A 16,177-nucleotide genomic window follows, 5' to 3' on the forward strand; every position below is an offset into this window, starting at 1 on the left:
AGAAAGTCCCTCTGGAACGGCTATTGAGCGAGGTGTCGCTCTACGATGAAAGCGACGGCTCCCCCGCCCAACTGCCTCTCCTTTGAAATCTCCGGACAGGCATGGGTCAAGCCCGCAATGACATGCGTCTTCAATCGTCCTCGCCCGCATCCAGCCCCGGAAACATCACCTCGGTGAACCCGAACTTGGTGAAGTCCCGCACCCGCATCGGGTAGAGCTTGCCGATGAGGTGGTCGCATTCGTGCTGCACCACCCGGGCGTGGAAGCCTTCCGCCTCGCGTTCGATGCGCTGGCCGCGCAGGTCGTGGCCGCTGTAGCGGATGCGCTTCCAGCGCGGCACGGACGCGCGCAGGCCGGGAACCGACAGGCAGCCTTCCCAGCCCTCCTCCTCCTCGTCGCCCAGCGGCGTGATCACCGGATTGAGCAGCACGGTGCGCGGCACCGGCGGCGCTTCTGGATAGCGGGGGTTGGCCTCGTCGGTCCCGAAGATCACCAGCTGCAGGTCGACGCCGATCTGCGGCGCGGCGAGCCCGGCGCCGCTGGCCGCCTTCATCGTGTCCTGCATGTCCGCCACCAGCGCACGGAGCTCGGGCGTGTCGAACTCGCGCACCGGTTGCGCCACCCGCAGCAGGCGCGGGTCTCCCATCTTCAAGATTTCACGCACGGTCATCCAAAGAGCATAGCGCGGCGCCGCCGCACGCTGCTATCGTTGCACCGTGACCGACACGCAACTCCCCCCGGGCGCCCGCGCGCTCTCCGCCCCCGTCCGCTGGCTGCTGCAGGGCCTGGCGGGTCTCTGCCTCGTGCTGGCGGTGGTGGGCATCGTGCTGCCGGTCATGCCCACCGTGCCCTTCCTGGTGGTGGCGGCCTGGGCCGCCGCACGCAGCTCGCCACGCCTGCATCGGTGGCTGCTGACGCACAGGCGCTTCGGCCCTTACCTGCGCGACTGGAACGAAGCCGGCGTCGTGCCGCGCCGGGCCAAGTGGTTCAGCACGGCGATGATGGGCGGCAGCGCCGCCAGCATGCCGGTGTTCGTTCCCGCGGAATGGGCGCTGGTGGTCGTCGTGCCCGTCGCCGGCATGGCGGCGGTGCTCGTCTGGCTGTGGAAGCGGCCGGAGCAGCGGCCGCAGGACTGACCCGCCGCGCGGTTCAGGCCAGGGGCTGCGTCACCGACTCGCCCTGCTCCGCCTCGATGCGCTGGTACAGCTCCGCGCAGCCGTGCAGCATCTGCGACACGTAGATGCGCACGCCGTCGGCCGATTCCACGTAGTCGCACTGCGCCACCCACGACCAGCCAACCTCCGCGATGCGGTCGAAGCGGATGGTCTTGCGGCCGCCCAGCGGCGAGTCGAAGTGCAGCGCGCGGTCGTCGAACCAGGTGCGCGTGCAGAAGGCGGCGTACACGAGGTAGAGCGCGGCCAGCAGGAACAGCCCCAGCGCCGCGTAGCCCCACACCTGCTGCGAAGGCGCCAGGAAGCGGGCGAAGAACAGGCCCGCGCCCACCACGGCCAGGTTCACGAGCACCAGCAGGCGCAGCAGCCAACCCGCGCGCAGGTGGTACTGGCCCGCGAGCCGTTGCGCCGGCTTGTCTCCCGCGCGGTACATGAAGCCCCAGAACGCGGAGCCGAGCATCAGGCAGGCGACGTAGAGCATGGCCCGCGTCTGCGCGCGGTGGTCCTGCAGCGAATCGCGGATGCGCTGGCGGGCATCCGGCCACTGCACGTGCTGCACGTACGCCACCGGGGACAGCTCGCCGCGCAGCATGGGTTCGGCGCGCGGCTCGCCGCGCTGGTGCGCCTCGCGCAGCAGCGCGATCGCGCGCGCCTCGTCGCGCGGACCGCCGTCGCCCGCGAGCAGCATCTTCGCGGCATCGACCATGGCCACTTCCACCCCGCGGTCGGCCGCCTCCAGGAACCACTGCCGCGCCTTGGCGCGGTCCGCCTTGCGCCCGATGCCGAAGTACTCCAGCCCGCCCATGCACGCGAAGCCGGCAGGCATCAATGCGTCGATGGCGCTCCTGCAGATCTTCTCGGCACGTTCGCGGTCGGGCTGGAAGCCGTACTGCCCGGCCGCCACGATGGGCAGCAAGGCCTTCAGCGCCCATTCGTCGCCCTTGGCGACGGCGCGCTCCAGGAAGGGCACCGCCTCCAGCGGCGTGGGGCCTTGCAGCAACGCGCTCGCGCGGTAGTTCAGCGCCGGCCCGAGCTGCGGATTCACCGCCAGTGCGTGGTCGGTGGCTTCCAGCACCAGCGGGTACTGCTTCAGCATCAGGGCTTCGCCGGCCACGCGCTCCCAGGCCTTCGCATGGCCGGGATCGAGCGTGGCGGCCTGTTGCGCGAGCAGCAGCGCCTGGTCGTAGCGGTGCTGCTGGTGGAGGTCCCAGCTGCGGCCCACGAGCAGCACGCTGCGCAGGACCGGGATCGCCGGCCGGTTCGGGTTGTCGGCGGCGAAGCGGTCGACGAAGCGCTGCGCCTCGCCCGGCGCCCCGCCCCATTGCGGCTTGAGGTAGTCCAGGTACGCGAGCGGCGTGGCGATGCCGCCGTCGAGCGCCTGGATGGCCGTGTCGATCAGGCTGGTGGCCGTTGCGCGCCGGCCTTCCAGCAGTCCGACGGCCAGCAGTCCGCCGTAGCAGGCATCGCAGCGCGGCCCCAGCCTGGCGAGCGCCGCCTCGTAGTCGCTGCGCGCCTTGGGCAGCAGCTGTCGCATGCGCGCGATCGCGTCCGGATGCGTGTTGGCGATGAACTCGGTACCGCGCTTCACCTGTGCGCGGTGGAGGTGGAAGTCGCCCCGCACCAGGTGCGCGATGCCGCTGCCGGTGGCGGCCACCCACGCGTCGAAGCGCTCGCTGGTCTGCGGCGGCGCGTACTCCAGCGCGCCCAGGGCCTTCTGCGTGGCGCGGTAGCGCGCCAGGTCCGTGAGGCTCGCCTCCAGGGCCGCGCCGATCTGCGCGTCGAGTTCGGCGTGCCGGTTCGCGGCGAGGAGCTCGCTCCACGTCGGTTCCGGTGCCGGTGCCGCGGGCTGCTCCCCGCTCGCGGCAGCGGCAGGCGGTTCCGCGGCCGGCTGCGCGAAAGCTTGCGCCGCCGCGAACGCGAAAGCCGCGCAGATCGTTCTCGGGTGCATGGCTCCTCCTGCGCCACTATAGGCACGCAGGCCGCGGCCACGCTACAGCCTTTGGAGCGAACTGCGGCGCCTACGCCACGGTTCCGGCGAGCAGCCGGCGCAGGCCCTCTTCGTCGAGGACAGCCACGCCCAGCTCGCGGGCCTTGTCCAGCTTGCTCCCCGCCTCGGCACCGGCGACGACGTAGTCGGTCTTCCTGCTCACCGAGCCCGCCACCTTGGCGCCCGCCGCTTCGAGCATCTCCTTCGCCTCGTCGCGCGTGAGCGTGGGCAGCGTGCCCGTGAGCACCACGGTCTTGCCCGAGAGCGGCTTCGGCGCCTGGGCCACCGGCTCCGACTCCTCCCAGTGCACGCCGCAGGCGCGCAGCTGCTCGATCACCTCGCGGTTGTGCGGCTGCTGGAAGAACGCATGGACGCTCTCGGCGACGATGGGACCGACGTCGGGGACCTCGAGCAGTTGCTCCAGGCCGGCGTCCATGATCGCGTCCAGCTTGCCGAAGTGCCGCGCCAGGTCGCGCGCGGTGGACTCGCCGACGTGCCGGATCCCCAGGCCGTAGAGGAAGCGCGGCAAGGTCGTGGACTTCGACTGTTCCAGCGCCGCGAGCAGGTTCTGCGCCGACTTCTCGCCCATGCGCTCCAGCGCCACCAGGCCCTGCAGGCCCAGGCGGTACAGGTCCGGCAGCGTGCGGATCACGTTGGCGTCGACCATCTGGTCCACCAGCTTCTCGCCCAGGCCTTCGATGTCCATCGCGCGGCGCTGCGCGAAGTGCAGGATCGCATGCTTGCGCTGGGCGCTGCAAAACAGGCCGCCCGTGCAACGGTAGTCGGCCTCGCCCTCCTCGCGCACCGCGGCGGAGCCGCAGACCGGGCAGGTGCGCGGCATGGTGAACGGTTCGGCGCCGTCCCGGCGCTTCTCCGGCACGACGCTGACCACTTCCGGGATGACGTCGCCGGCACGGCGCACGACCACCGTGTCGCCGATGCGGACGTCCTTGCGGCGCGCCTCGTCCTCGTTGTGCAGCGTCGCGTTGGTCACCGTCACGCCGCCCACGAACACGGGCTGCAGGCGTGCCACCGGCGTGAGCTTGCCGGTGCGGCCGACGTAGACGTCGATGGACTCCACCGTCGTCATCTGCTCCTGCGCCGGAAACTTGTGCGCGACGGCCCAGCGCGGCTCGCGCGTGACGAAGCCGAGCTGCTTCTGCAGCGCGAGCGAATTCACCTTGTAGACCACGCCGTCGATGTCGAACGGCAGCTGGTCGCGGTCGCGGCCCACCGCCTGGTGGTACGCGATGAGGTCGTCGGCACCGTGCGCGACGACCACCCGCTCCGACACGGGCACGCCCCAGCCCTTGAGCGCCTGCAGCACCTCGTGGTGCGTCTCGAAAGCGGGCCCGCCCACGATCTCGCCCCAGCCGTACGCGTAGAAGCTCAGGGGACGCTGCCGCGCGATCGCCGGATCGAGCTGGCGCACGGCGCCGGCGGCCGCGTTGCGCGGGTTCACGAAGGTCTTCTCGTTCTTCGCGCCCTTGGCGATCTTCTCGCGCTGCTGTTCGTTCAGCCGCTCGAAGTCGTCGCGGCGCATGTAGACCTCGCCGCGCACTTCCAGCACGGGCGGCACGTCGCGGCCGTGCAGCTTCAGCGGGATCTGGCCGACCGTCCGGATGTTCTGGGTGACATCCTCGCCCACCTCGCCGTCGCCGCGCGTGGCCGCCTGCACCAGCACGCCGTGCTCGTAGCGCAGGCTGATCGCGAGCCCGTCGAACTTGAGTTCCGCGACGTAGTCGACCGGCGGGTCGCCCTCCTTGCGGCCCAGCTCACGCCGCACCCGCGCGTCGAAATTGCGCGCACCGCTCGCCTCGATGTCCGTCTCGGTGCGGATGGAAAGCATCGGCACCCTGTGGCGCACCTTGGCGAAACCCTCCAGCACCTTGCCGCCCACGCGCTGCGTCGGCGAGTCGGGCGAGAGCAGTCCGGGGTGTTGCTCCTCCAGCGCCTGCAGTTCGCGGAACAGCTTGTCGTACTCGGCGTCCGCGATCTCCGGCGCGTCGAGCACGTAGTAGCGGTGGTTGTGGTGATGCAGCAGCTCGCGCAGGGCTTGGGCGCGCTCGCGATCCTTCGCGGGGATGCTCATGAGAAGAGGCGGCGGGCCTGGTCGCTGCCGGCCGACAGGTCGCGGGCGTCCAGGGTGTCGTAGAGGTTTTCCAGGCTGGCACCGATCGCGTCCAGCGCTTCCGCCGGAATCACGCGGCCGTCGTCGTCGGTGATGAGGCCGTCCATGGACGCGGCGAGCGCGATGGCCGCGTCGCGCATGCGCACGAAGGGCTGCTCGTTGCGCGGGACGTGGGTGACGTCGAGGCTCAGCGTGACTTCGCGGATCGCGGAATGCGAAGGGTCTTCGGCCAGGGCCGCCTGGGTCGAGAAAGACAGGCCCAGCACCGGCGGCACGCCGGGCTGCGATGCCGGCAGGACCAGCCGGCCCGGGATCGCGCCGGCGACGAAGCCGAAGCGCGCGGCGTTCTGGTGCACGTAGCCCGGGCTCCAGGCCGCATTGCGTGCCCGCAGGGTGAAGCCCAGCTGCGCGTCGTGGCTGCTGGCGAACTGGTCCAGCTCGCGGGCGCGCGCCACCTCGTCGCGCATCTCGGGGAATTCGGCGGCGCCGTTGATCGCGTCGGCGAAGGCCTGCGTCTTCACCACGAACTCGGAGAACTCGATGTCGTTCAGCGCCCCGTTGCGGTTGGCGAGCTGCACGCCGGACTGGAAGGCGGTGTAGCGCTGCCCGTTGCGCGGGGTTTCCCACTCGCCGCTCGCCTCGTTGCGGCCTTCGATGGCGAAGGGCTTGCTGCCGGCACGGCGCGTCGGCGGCAGCGCGGCGAGCGCCGCTTCACCGGACACGGGGGTGTCGACGGCGATCTGCGCCAGCGCGTCGATCAGCGCGTCCAGTCCCGGCTTGCGTTCCGGCAGCGGCAAGGGTGCGAGCGGCGCATCGTCGAACACGGGCTCGATCGGCTCCTGCAGCACGCTGGCCGCCTGGGCGGACGCGACGGCCACCTCGGGCTGGCGCGGCGTGTTGCGTCGCGTGGTCCACGCGTTCCAGGCCACGATCGCGGCGAGCAGCAGCCCGCCGAGGATCGCGAGACCTACCGTGAAACCGCTCATGCGGCGCGGCCCTCACCCCGGGCCTCTCCCGCAAGCGGGAGAGGGTGGGAAATGCGCTTCGCGATCATGCAGCTTCGGCCATCGACACGGCGGACTCCATGTCCACCGCCACGATGCGCGAGACGCCCTGCTCCTGCATGGTCACGCCGATCAGCTGTTCGGCCATCTCCATCGCGATCTTGTTGTGGCTGATGAAGAGGAACTGCGTTTCCTTGCTCATCGCGCTCACCAGCTTGGCGTAGCGCTCCGTGTTGGCGTCGTCCAGCGGCGCGTCCACCTCGTCCAGCAGGCAGAAGGGGGCGGGATTGAGCTGGAAGATCGCGAACACCAGCGCGATGGCGGTCAGCGCCTTCTCGCCGCCGGAGAGCAGGTGGATCGTCTGGTTCTTCTTGCCCGGGGGCTGCGCCATCACCTGCACGCCGGAGTCGAGGATCTCCTCGCCCGTCATCACCAGCCTGGCGTTGCCGCCGCCGAACAGCTCGGGGAACATGCGGCCGAAGTGCTCGTTGACGGTCTGGAAGGTGTTGCCCAGCAGGTCGCGCGTCTCGGCGTCGATCTTCCTGATCGCGTCCTCGAGCGTGGTCATCGCCTCGGTCAGGTCCTTGGACTGCGCGTCGAGGAACTGCTTGCGCTCGCGCGCCGTGCTCAGTTCCTCCAGCGCGGCGAGGTTCACGGCGCCCAGCGCGGCGATCTCGCGGTGGATGCGGTCGATGTCCGACTGCATGCCGGACAGCCGCACGTTGCCTTCCTCGACCGACTTGCCCACGGCTTCCAGGTCGGCCTGCGCCTCCGTGAGCATCTGCGTGTACTGCTCCAGCCCCAGGCGCGCGGCCTGTTCCTTCAGCTGCATGTCCGTGATGCGCTGGCGCAGCGGGTCGAGCTCGCGCTCGAGCTGCAGGCGGCGCTCGTCGCTCGCGCGCAGCTTCAACGTCAGGTCGTCGTACTCGCTGCGCTTGGCGCCCAGCACCTGCTCCCGCTCGGACTTCAGCTGCAGCGCGTTCTGCAGCCCGGCCTGGGCAGCCGCATCGGTCAGGCGTGACAGTTCCGCCTGCGCCCGCTCCAGTTCGTCGGCGATGGACGTGGTCTGCTGCGACGCCGTCTCGATGGCCCGCTGCAGCTCGCCCTTGCGCGCTTCGAGCGCGCGCTGCGAGAAGGTCGCTTCCTGCGCCTGGCGCTCCAGGCTCCGGTGCTGCTCGCGCGCCTCGGCCAGCTTGCGCTCGGCCTCGATCACGCGTTCGTCGAGCTGGGCATGGCGCTCCTGGCTGTCGGCCAGCTGCATGTCCAGTTCCTCGAAGCGGCCTTCGGCGGAGACGCGGCGCTCCTGCAGCTCCTCCAGCAGCGCGTCCACTTCGGCCATGTCGCCGGCGATCTGCTCGCTGCGCGCGCGGGTCTGTTCGGCCAGCTGCGTCAGGCGCAGCGTCTCGACCTGCAGCTCGTGGGCGCGGCTCTGGGTTTCCGCCGCTTCGCGCCGCGCCGCCGTGAGGCGCTGCGACGCATCGCTGTAGGCCGCCTCGGCGCGCACCAGCGCGGAGCGGGCTTCCTCGGTGATCAGCACCTGCGCGCGCAGCTGCTTCTCCAGGTTCTCGATCTCCTGCTGGCGGGCCAGCAGGCCGGCCTGCTCGGAGTCCTGCGCATAGAAGCTCACGCTGTGCGCGGTGACGGCGTGGCCCGACTTGACGTAGATGGCCTCGCCCGCCTGCAGCTTCTCGCGCGCGGCCAGCGCTTCCTCCAGCGTCGCCGCGGTGTAGCAGCCGTGCAGCCAGTCGGACAGCAGCGCCTTCTGGCCCGCATCGTTCAGGCGCAGCAGGTCCGCCAGGCGCGGCAGCGCACCCGCGGCTTCGGGGGCGCCCGCGGCCGGTGCGTGGTAGAAGGCCAGCCGGGCCGGCGGCGGGTCGCCCGCGAAGGCGCGCACCATGTCCAGGCGCGACACTTCCAGCGAGTTCATGCGCTCGCGCAGCGCCGCTTCCAGCGCGCTTTCCCAGCCCTGCTCGATGTGGATCTTCGTCCACAGGCCCTGCAGGCCACCCAGGCCGTGCTTGGCGAGCCAAGGCTGCAGCTTGCCGTCGGTGCGGACCTTCTCCTGCAGCGCCTTCAGCGCTTCCATCCGGGCCGACAGGTCGGCCTGGCGCGCGCCCTGCGCGTTCACGTCCTGCTGCTTCGCGCGCCGGTCTTCGTCCAGCTGCGGCACCTGCTCCTGCAGTTCGTGCAGGCGGGCATCGGCGGTCTCGGCGGCCTCCTGCGCGGCCTGCAGCTGCTGCTGCAGGTTCACGAGGCGCTGCTCGTCGGGCGCGGCCAGCGCGTTCCTGTCGGTGACGAGGCGTTCACGGCGCTGGTTCAGCTGGCGCGACTGCTCCTCGATGTTGCGCTGGTCGGCGGCGAGCACCTGGATCTGCTGCTGCACCTGGTTGACCGCGCCGCGCTGCTCGTTGGAGCGCTGCTGCGCCTGGCGCAGGGCTTCCTCGAGGTCGGGCAGTTGCAGGCCCTGCTCCTCGACCTGCGCGGCGAGCAGCGTCGCCTTCTCCTCGCCTTCCATCGCGAGGGCGGCCAGGTTCTCGGTCTCGGCCTCGGCTTCTTCCTTGCGCGTGGCCCACTGCGCCGTCTGTTCCTTCAGCTGGACGAGGCGCTGCTCCACCCGCTGGCGGCCTTCCACCACGAAGCGGATCTCGGCTTCCAGCCGGCCCACCTCGGCGCTGGCTTCGTACAGCTGGCCCTGCGCCTGGTTCACCTGGTCGCCCGCGGCGTAGTGCGCCTGGCGGATGGTCTCCAGCTCGCTCTCGATGCGGCGCAGGTCGGCGACGCGCGACTCGAGGTCGTTCACCGCCTTGTCGGCGTCGGCCTTGATGCGCACCTGGTCGGCCTCGGCCTCGGCGCGCTTCAGGTACCAGAGCTGGTGCTGCTTGAGCGTGACGGAGGCCTGCAGCTCGTTGTACTTCGCGGCGACCTCGGCCTGCTTCTCCAGCTTCTCGAGGTTGGCGTTCAGCTCGCGCAGGATGTCCTCCACGCGCGTGAGGTTCTCGCGCGTGTCGTGCAGGCGGTTCTCGGTCTCGCGGCGGCGCTCCTTGTACTTGGAGACGCCCGCGGCTTCCTCGAGGAACAGGCGCAGCTCCTCGGGCTTGGACTCGATGATCCGGCTGATCGTGCCCTGGCCGATGATGGCGTACGCGCGCGGGCCCAGGCCCGTGCCGAGGAACACGTCCTGCACGTCCCGGCGGCGCACCGGCTGGTTGTTGATGTAGTAGCTGGAGGTGCCGTCGCGGGTCAGCACGCGCTTGACGGCGATCTCGGCGAACTGGCTCCACTGCCCGCCGGCCCGGTGGTCGGCGTTGTCGAACACCAGCTCGACCGACGAGCGCGACGCCGGCTTGCGCGAGGTGGTGCCGTTGAAGATCACGTCCTGCATGGACTCGCCGCGCAGTTCGCTCGCCTTGGACTCGCCCAGCACCCAGCGCACCGCGTCCATGATGTTGGACTTGCCGCAGCCGTTGGGCCCGACCACCCCCACCAGCTGGCCGGGCAGCATGAAGTTCGTGGGTTCGGCGAAGGACTTGAACCCGGAAAGCTTGATCGAATTGAGACGCACGGCCTCTGGTCCCCACTCACTGCTGTTCGAGGCGGGATGATAACTTGCCCCCTGGGGCCTGCCCGGCGGTACCGGTCCCGGCAAGGCCGGGGGCCGGCCACCATCCCGGGCGGCCGCGGACGGGGGGCGGCCACCGGCTTTCGACCCCGCCACAACGCGCCGTCGCGTACTACTTCACGGCCCGCGCGCAGATTAAGCAAATTCCCTAGGCAAACCCGCCGGCTTGGCGACACTGGCAGGACCGTCGCTTGACGCAGATCAAAGGCACGCCATGGAAGTCGTTGTTGCCTCTTCTTACCAGCCCGGCTACGTCGCCCTGTCCTATGCCGTCTCCGTCCTGGGCGGGTTCGTCGCCCTGACGGCGGCACAGCGCATCCGGCGGGAGGACGGCAGCCTGCGCCACGCCTCCAGCTGGGCGGCCGGCTTGGCGCTCGGCGGCATCGGCGTGTGGTCCATGCACTTCATCGGCATGGTGGCGCTCAAGCTCGAGGCCGCCAGCAGCTATTCCCTCTGGGAGACCATCGTCTCGCTGCTCGCCGCCATCGTGGGCAGCTCGCTGGCGCTGGGCTACGTGGCGCGCGCCCCCCACCGCCTGGGCCGGCTCTTCATCGCCGGCTTCGTCCTCGGCATGGGCGTGGTGGTGATGCACTACCTCGGCATGTACGGCATGAAGATCTCCGGCTACATCCGCTGGAACGCGGGCGTCATCGGCGCGTCGGCCGTCATCGCCGTGCTGGCGGCCACGGCGGCCCTCTGGCTCGCCTTCAACACCGGCTCCCGCCTGCTGCGCGCGGGGGCGGCCCTGGTGATGGGGTTCGCCGTCTGCTCCATGCACTACACCGGCATGGGCGCTGCCGAGTTCGTCTGCACCACGGACCCGACGCTCGCTCCTCGCGGCTTCGGCCTGTTCAGCGCGGCGCAGCTGCCCGCCGTCGTCGCCTTCGTCGCCCTCACCACGGCGGCGATGATCGTCGTGTACCAGGTCTACCAGGACAGCACCGAGGACATCGAGGGCCTCGAGGCGGCCAGCAGATTCCGCTGACGCGCGGTCGAGCGCTGCCGGCAGCCTGCCGGCGCACCCGCTCCGTCCGGGGGCTTCACCCCATCTTCGGCTGCCCGTTGGAGGCGGTCACGCCGCCGTCCACCGGCAGGGCCACGCCCGTCACCATGGCGGCGTCCTCGCTGGCCAGGAAAGCGACGACGGAGGCGACTTCACGCGGCTCCGCCGGCCGCCCGAGCGGCATGCGTTCCCGGAATTTCGCCAGGATCTTGCGGTCCTCCTGCATGTCCTCGGTCATCGGCGTGCGGGTGAAACTGGGGCACACCGCGTTCACGCGCACCCCGTCCGGCCCTGCATCCAGCGCCAGCGCGCGGGTGAAGTTGACGATGGCGCCCTTGGACGCGTTGTAGAAGGACAACCCCCAATCCCCGCCCAGGCCGGACACCGAGGCCATGTTGACGATGCAGCCGCGGGTGGCCACGAGGTGCGGCATGGCGGCGCGGCAGCCATGGAAGACGCCGCCGGCGTTGATCGCCATGACCTCTTCCCAGTCGGCGAGCGAGGCTTCGTCCACCTTGCCTTCGGGGGCGACCCCGGCGTTGTTCACCAGGACGTGCAGGCCACCGAAGCGGCGGACCGCGGCCTCGACCAGCGCCTCCACCTGCCGGTACTTGGACACGTCGGTCACCTTGACCAGCGTGCGGTCCGGCGGCAGGTCGGCCGCGACGCGTTCCAGCTTCGCCCGCGTGCGCCCCGCCAGGACCACGGCTGCGCCCTCGGACGAGAAGCGCCGCGCGCAGGCTTCCCCGATGCCGGAGCCCGCCCCGGTGACGATCACGACCTGGTCCTGGAAACGCTGCATGCCTGCTCCTTCGACGAAACCGGCCATTCTGGGACAGGTGCCTGCGGAGCGGGGGCGCGACGAGGTGCATGGCTGAGGCCCGGCCCATCGTTGCGTCCGGCCTTCGCTGACACCCGGGTGCGACGCCGCCGCCATCCGGCGCCGCACCGCGCATGGCACAACAGGCCTCATGGCTGGCAAGGTCTACATCGGCGTCTCCGGCTGGCGCTACACGCCGTGGCGGGGCCACTTCTACCCGCGCGGCCTGGCGCAGTGGCGCGAGCTGGAGCACGCTTCGCGCGCCTTCAATTCGCTGGAACTCAACGGCTCGTTCTACTCGCTACAGCTGCCCTCGAGCTACGCGACCTGGGCGGAGCAGACGCCGCCCGGCTTCGTCTTCGCGATCAAGGGCAGCCGCTACATCACGCACATGCTGAAGCTGCGCAACATCGACGCGGCGCTGGCGAACTTCTTCGCCTCCGGCCTGTTCGAGCTGCGCGAGAAGCTGGGGCCCATCCTCTGGCAGTTCCCGCCCATGATGCGCTTCCACCCGGAGGTGTTCGAGGCCTTCTTCGAGATGCTGCCGAACAGCACGCACGACGCCGCGAAGATCGCCTGCCGCCACGACGCGCGCCTGGAAGGCCGCGCGTGCCTGGAGCCCGGTCGCAACCGGCGCATCCGCCACGCCGTCGAAGTGCGGCACGAGAGCTTCGTCACGCCCGACTTCATCAAGCTGCTGCGCAGGTACGGCATCTCCTGGGTCGTGGCGGACACGCCCAATCCCTGGCCCTTGTACGAGGACGTCACCGCGGACTTCGTCTACATGCGCCTGCACGGTTCCACCGAGCTGTACAACAGCCGCTACACGGACGAGGAACTGGAGCGCTGGGCCCGCTTCATCGCCACCTGGCGCGAAGGCGGCGAGCCGGAGGACGCGCGCCTGATCTGCCCCACGCGTGCGCGCACCCGGGCGGCGCGCGACGTCTACTGCTACTTCGACAACACGGACAAGCGGCACGCACCGGAGAACGCGCGCGAGCTGATGCGGCTGCTGGACCTGCAGGCGGTGCCTGCCTGAGGCGAATTCCAGCGAACTCCTGCACGAAAGGCGCCGTCCATCCCCGGATGCGCGCCGCCGGTACTTGTCGCACGACAAATCACCCCCGGAGTTTTGCTTAACCCGGAAGAATCCGCCGCGCCCGACCACTCCTCACCCGCCCCGTGAACCCTTCGCTCCTGCCCACCACCTTCGACACCGGCTTCGTCGCCCTCTCCTTCCTGATCTCCGCCGTCGGCGCCTTCGTGGCGCTCACGGCCGCGGGCCGCATCGCGGCGGCGCACGAGCGGATCAACCGCATCAACCTGCTCGCCGCCGGCCTCGCCCTCGGCGGCATCGGCATCTGGTCCATGCATTTCATCGGCATGCTCGCCCTGCGCATCCCGCTGGGCATCGCGTATGCCGTCGTCGAAACCGTCGTCTCGCTCGTGATCGCCGTGGCGGCGACCGCCTATGCCCTGTTCACGGTGGCGCGGCATCCCGGCAGCGTCCGCCACGTGCTGGCGGGCGGTGCCGTCCTCGGCCTCGCCGTCTGTGCCATGCACTACCTGGGGATGTACGGCATGCGCTTCGGCGGCCATTTCGAATGGAACGGCGCGCTCGTCGCCGCCTCCGTCGGCATCGCCTGGGTCGCGGCCACCGCCGCCCTGGCCATCATGTCCGTCGTGCGCAACGTGCCGGCGCGCGTGGCGGCATCGCTCGTGATGGCCACGGCCGTGTGCGCCATGCACTACACGGGCATGGCCGCGGCCGGATTCGTCTGCACCGTGCCGAACCCGCTGGCGATGCCGGGCGGCACCGGCGTGGTCTCCTCGTTCGACCTGCCCGTGCTGGTGACCATCGTCGCCCTGGGGAGCGCCTTCGTGATCTCGGTGGACCAGTTCTTCCAGCGGGTGAACGGCGCGCGCACGCTGCGGACGGCGCGCGCGATGCGGTGAACGCGGGAGGGGCTGCGCAGGCTCCTAGCCCTCGTCGGCCTCCTCGTGCAGGCACAGGTAGTTGCCCTCGGGATCGCGGAACCATGCGGCCTTCTCGGAGCCGAGCACGCAGACGTGGTTGACCGTCTTCAGGCCGGGCAGGTCGTAGTCCTCGAACACCACGCCGGCGCGCTGCAGCTCGCCGATGCGCCCGGCGATGTCGCGCACCTCGAAACTCAGGGCCGTGTGTTCGGCCTTGGTCCCCCCTTCACGGGGAATCAGGGCAATGCGCGCGCCGTCGCACTCGTACTCGTAGCGGCCGTCGACGTGCGCGCCGCCGTCGGGCCGGAAGCCCAGCTTGCCTTCGTAGAACGCCCGCGCTCGCTGCATGTCCTTCACCGGCAGCATGGTGGTGATCCTGGCTTGCGACAGCATGGCGGCCTCCTGCAGTGACGCGATCCGGCAAGGATAGCCAGCGATGGCGAAGCTTCAAGCCGCGGCGCGGGCGGCGAGCCGCGGGTGCATCACCCGGAACCACAGCGGCGGCACGGCCGCCAGCAGGATCGTCCCCGCGTAGCCGGTGGGCAGTTGCGGCGCCTCGGGCATCGCTCCCAGCTCGGGAAACGGCTTCCACGCGTGCATGTGGTGGTCCGAATGGCGCTGCAGGTTGGCGAGCAGCGTGTTCGAGATGGCGTGGTCGGCATTCCAGGCATGCGCGGCACCGAAGGGCTCCGGGCGGCCGTCCGGCCCTTCGCGGCGCTGCAGGCCGTAGTGCTCGAGGTAGTTGACGGACTCCAGCAGGTACACGGCGAAAGCCGCCTGCAGCACCCAGAACGCGAGCGGCTTCCAGAGCCCCGCGCCTGCCAGCAGCCCGGTGAACGCGACGGCCGCGGCCGTCCACCACGCCAGCGGGCTCGTCCACCAGCCGCGGCGCAGCCGGGCCAGCTGCTGCGCCTCCAGCCGCCAGGCCCCCAGGAAATTGCCGGCGAGCGTGCGCGGCAGGAAGCGCCAGAGGCTCTCGCCGAAGCGCGCCGTGGCCGGATCGTCGTGGGTCGCCGCGCGCGCGTGGTGGCCACGATAGTGCTCCACCATGAACTGCGGATAGGCGACGGTGCCCATCAGGACCCACGCGAGCGCCCGGTCGGCGCGCCGGCGGCCATGCCCGAGCTCGTGCGCGAAGGTGATGCCATAGGCGCCCGTGACGAAGCCCACGGCGAAGGCGATGCCGAAGACGGTGGGCCAGGAGGCCAGCCAGGCAGCGTGCAGCCCCGCGGCCAGCAAGGCAAGCTGCAGCGGCACGTACAGTCGCAGCAGCCACGGCAGCGGCGAGCCGGGCGCGGCAGGAGCCGGCGACCGGGCCAGAGCCGGGGAAGTCGCCTCCACGACGGCGATGGTGAGCCAGATGAGCGCCGTCGCCAGCGGCGCGGTCTGCGGGTGGTGCACGACGGCGTCCAGCGTCAGGGCCGGAATGAGCAGCACCAGCAGGAAACGCAGGTCGGAGAACCGCAGGGCACGCACGTCCATGGCGCGCATTGGACGACGGGCGCGGGAAGCCGTCAACGCGCGATGCCCTGCGCCGCCTCGCGCAGCGCGTCGGCCAGGGCCGAGAGCGCTTCGCTGCCGGACGCGTCGCGCCGCGTGGTCAGGCCGACGTGCCGCTCCCAGACGTGCCCGCCCGTGGCCAGCGGCCGCAGCAGTCCCGCCTGCTGCTCCCAATGGATCATCTCCAGCGGCACGAAGCTGAGGAAGTCGCCGGCCAGGGCGAGCGATTTCATGAGCACCGCGGAGTCGGTTTCCACCGTGGCTTGCGGCGGCGCGACCCCGGCACGGGCGAACAGCTCGTCGAGCGCCTTGCGTTCCAGCTCCCAGCGGCGCGCCAGCACCCAGGGGTAGCGGGCGAGCTCCGCGGCGGACACGCTGCGCCGCGCGGCGAGCGGATGGTCCGTGCGGGCGATCACGCCGGCGCGGTCCACGTACAGCGTCTGGTGCCGCAGGTCCGGGTGCGCCGCGCTGTTCGGGATGGAGGACAGCGCGCAGGCGATCTGCCCGTGCCGCACCATCGGCATGAGGCGTTCGTTCAGGCCGTAGTCGACGCAGACGCGCAGCTCCGGATGGCTCTCGCGCAGCAGCGCCAGCGCGCGTGGCAGCAGGCGCGTCGCCTCCGAGGGCCCGCAGCCGATCTGCAGCTCGCGGCTGCCCTGGCGCAGGCGCCCCACCCGCAGCCACGCGGCCTGCAGTTCCGCCTCCACGCGCTGGAAGTGTTCGAGCAGGGTTTCCGCATAGGCCGTGCCGGCCACGCCGTAGCGATGCCGCTCCAGCAGGGTGACGCCGAGGTCCGCCTCCAGGGACTTGATGCTGGAGCTCAGCGCGGGTTGCGACAAGCCGAGGATCTCGGCCGCTCCCGAGAGGCTGCCCGTGCCGACCGCGGCGCGCAGGTGCCGAAGGCGCCGGATGTCCAGCGTCTGCAGCTGCGCGTCGACGCGGGCGGCCCGAGGCATTCGCGGAA

At 70.8% G+C, this 16,177-nt stretch carries 13 protein-coding genes; 4 read left to right on the forward strand and 9 right to left on the reverse strand.

Annotation, left to right across the window (positions count from 1 at the left end):
• Positions 1 to 130: 130 nt before the first annotated feature.
• Positions 131 to 670 (reverse strand): peptide deformylase, encoded by a 540-nt coding sequence (gene def / locus H8N03_RS20290; protein ID WP_187078052.1) that lies wholly within the window; start codon positions 668 to 670, stop codon positions 131 to 133.
• Between the two features lie 46 nt (positions 671 to 716).
• Between def and H8N03_RS20295 the strand changes: the two genes are divergently transcribed.
• Positions 717 to 1,136 carry a YbaN family protein gene (locus H8N03_RS20295; RefSeq protein ID WP_187078053.1) on the forward strand — a complete coding sequence of 140 codons (420 nt, stop codon included), beginning with the start codon at positions 717 to 719 and terminating at the stop codon, positions 1,134 to 1,136.
• Between the two features lie 13 nt (positions 1,137 to 1,149).
• Here the strand turns inward: H8N03_RS20295 and H8N03_RS20300 are convergent, their stop codons facing one another.
• From H8N03_RS20300 to smc, 4 genes are all read right to left on the reverse strand, one after another.
• Positions 1,150 to 3,120 (reverse strand): tetratricopeptide repeat protein, encoded by a 1,971-nt coding sequence (locus H8N03_RS20300; protein ID WP_187078054.1) that lies wholly within the window; start codon positions 3,118 to 3,120, stop codon positions 1,150 to 1,152.
• A 70-nt stretch (positions 3,121 to 3,190) separates the two neighbouring features.
• Positions 3,191 to 5,251 carry an NAD-dependent DNA ligase LigA gene (ligA, locus tag H8N03_RS20305; protein WP_187078055.1) on the reverse strand — a complete coding sequence of 687 codons (2,061 nt, stop codon included), beginning with the start codon at positions 5,249 to 5,251 and terminating at the stop codon, positions 3,191 to 3,193.
• A complete protein-coding gene (locus H8N03_RS20310; protein WP_187078056.1) occupies positions 5,248 to 6,276 on the reverse strand; it encodes a cell division protein FtsZ in 1,029 nt (342 codons plus the stop codon). Before H8N03_RS20310 ends, ligA begins: the two co-directional genes overlap by 4 nt.
• Before the next feature lie 64 nt (positions 6,277 to 6,340).
• Positions 6,341 to 9,856, reverse strand: coding sequence for a chromosome segregation protein SMC (smc, locus tag H8N03_RS20315; protein WP_187078057.1), 3,516 nt, complete (start codon positions 9,854 to 9,856; stop codon positions 6,341 to 6,343).
• Positions 9,857 to 10,127: 271 nt separating this feature from the next.
• On the opposite strand from smc, the gene H8N03_RS20320 reads away from it, so the two are divergent.
• A complete protein-coding gene (locus tag H8N03_RS20320) occupies positions 10,128 to 10,898 on the forward strand; it encodes an MHYT domain-containing protein (protein ID WP_187078058.1) in 771 nt (256 codons plus the stop codon).
• Positions 10,899 to 10,953: 55 nt separating this feature from the next.
• On the opposite strand, the gene budC is transcribed toward H8N03_RS20320, so the two are convergent.
• Entirely contained in the window at positions 10,954 to 11,718 is a 765-nt protein-coding gene (budC, locus tag H8N03_RS20325; RefSeq protein ID WP_187078059.1) for a meso-2,3-butanediol dehydrogenase, read from the reverse strand.
• Positions 11,719 to 11,887: 169 nt separating this feature from the next.
• Between budC and H8N03_RS20330 the strand changes: the two genes are divergently transcribed.
• Positions 11,888 to 12,775 carry a DUF72 domain-containing protein gene (locus H8N03_RS20330; RefSeq protein ID WP_187078060.1) on the forward strand — a complete coding sequence of 296 codons (888 nt, stop codon included), beginning with the start codon at positions 11,888 to 11,890 and terminating at the stop codon, positions 12,773 to 12,775.
• A 143-nt stretch (positions 12,776 to 12,918) separates the two neighbouring features.
• Complete coding sequence (locus tag H8N03_RS20335; protein WP_187078061.1) at positions 12,919 to 13,692, forward strand: MHYT domain-containing protein; 774 nt, start codon at positions 12,919 to 12,921, stop codon at positions 13,690 to 13,692.
• Between the two features lie 24 nt (positions 13,693 to 13,716).
• Here the strand turns inward: H8N03_RS20335 and H8N03_RS20340 are convergent, their stop codons facing one another.
• Genes H8N03_RS20340 through H8N03_RS20350 form a run of 3 tightly spaced genes read right to left on the reverse strand, consistent with a single transcriptional unit; the run spans position 13,717 to position 16,169 of the window.
• Positions 13,717 to 14,106, reverse strand: a complete 390-nt coding sequence (locus H8N03_RS20340; protein ID WP_187078062.1) for a VOC family protein — start codon at positions 14,104 to 14,106, stop codon at positions 13,717 to 13,719.
• 54 nt (positions 14,107 to 14,160) lie between these two features.
• Positions 14,161 to 15,195 (reverse strand): alkane 1-monooxygenase, encoded by a 1,035-nt coding sequence (locus H8N03_RS20345; RefSeq protein ID WP_187078063.1) that lies wholly within the window; start codon positions 15,193 to 15,195, stop codon positions 14,161 to 14,163.
• 32 nt (positions 15,196 to 15,227) lie between these two features.
• Positions 15,228 to 16,169: a LysR family transcriptional regulator gene (locus tag H8N03_RS20350; protein ID WP_187078064.1), complete on the reverse strand. Its 942-nt coding sequence runs from the start codon at positions 16,167 to 16,169 to the stop codon at positions 15,228 to 15,230.
• Positions 16,170 to 16,177 lie beyond the last annotated feature (8 nt).

The organism is Ramlibacter cellulosilyticus, from assembly GCF_014297465.1.
In the GTDB taxonomy this organism is placed as follows: Bacteria; Pseudomonadota; Gammaproteobacteria; order Burkholderiales; family Burkholderiaceae_C; genus Ramlibacter; species Ramlibacter cellulosilyticus.

Bases quoted from the DNA above. Each gene is read 5' to 3' on its own strand.
- def (WP_187078052.1), bottom strand. From the start codon at position 670: ATGACCGTGCGTGAAATCTTGAAGATGGGAGACCCGCGCCTGCTGCGG.
- H8N03_RS20300 (WP_187078054.1), bottom strand. From the start codon at position 3,120: ATGCACCCGAGAACGATCTGCGCGGCTTTCGCGTTCGCGGCGGCGCAA.
- ligA (WP_187078055.1), bottom strand. From the start codon at position 5,251: ATGAGCATCCCCGCGAAGGATCGCGAGCGCGCCCAAGCCCTGCGCGAG.
- H8N03_RS20310 (WP_187078056.1), bottom strand. From the start codon at position 6,276: ATGAGCGGTTTCACGGTAGGTCTCGCGATCCTCGGCGGGCTGCTGCTC.
- H8N03_RS20320 (WP_187078058.1), top strand. From the start codon at position 10,128: ATGGAAGTCGTTGTTGCCTCTTCTTACCAGCCCGGCTACGTCGCCCTG.
- budC (WP_187078059.1), bottom strand. From the start codon at position 11,718: ATGCAGCGTTTCCAGGACCAGGTCGTGATCGTCACCGGGGCGGGCTCC.
- H8N03_RS20330 (WP_187078060.1), top strand. From the start codon at position 11,888: ATGGCTGGCAAGGTCTACATCGGCGTCTCCGGCTGGCGCTACACGCCG.
- H8N03_RS20340 (WP_187078062.1), bottom strand. From the start codon at position 14,106: ATGCTGTCGCAAGCCAGGATCACCACCATGCTGCCGGTGAAGGACATG.
- H8N03_RS20345 (WP_187078063.1), bottom strand. From the start codon at position 15,195: ATGGACGTGCGTGCCCTGCGGTTCTCCGACCTGCGTTTCCTGCTGGTG.
- H8N03_RS20350 (WP_187078064.1), bottom strand. From the start codon at position 16,169: ATGCCTCGGGCCGCCCGCGTCGACGCGCAGCTGCAGACGCTGGACATC.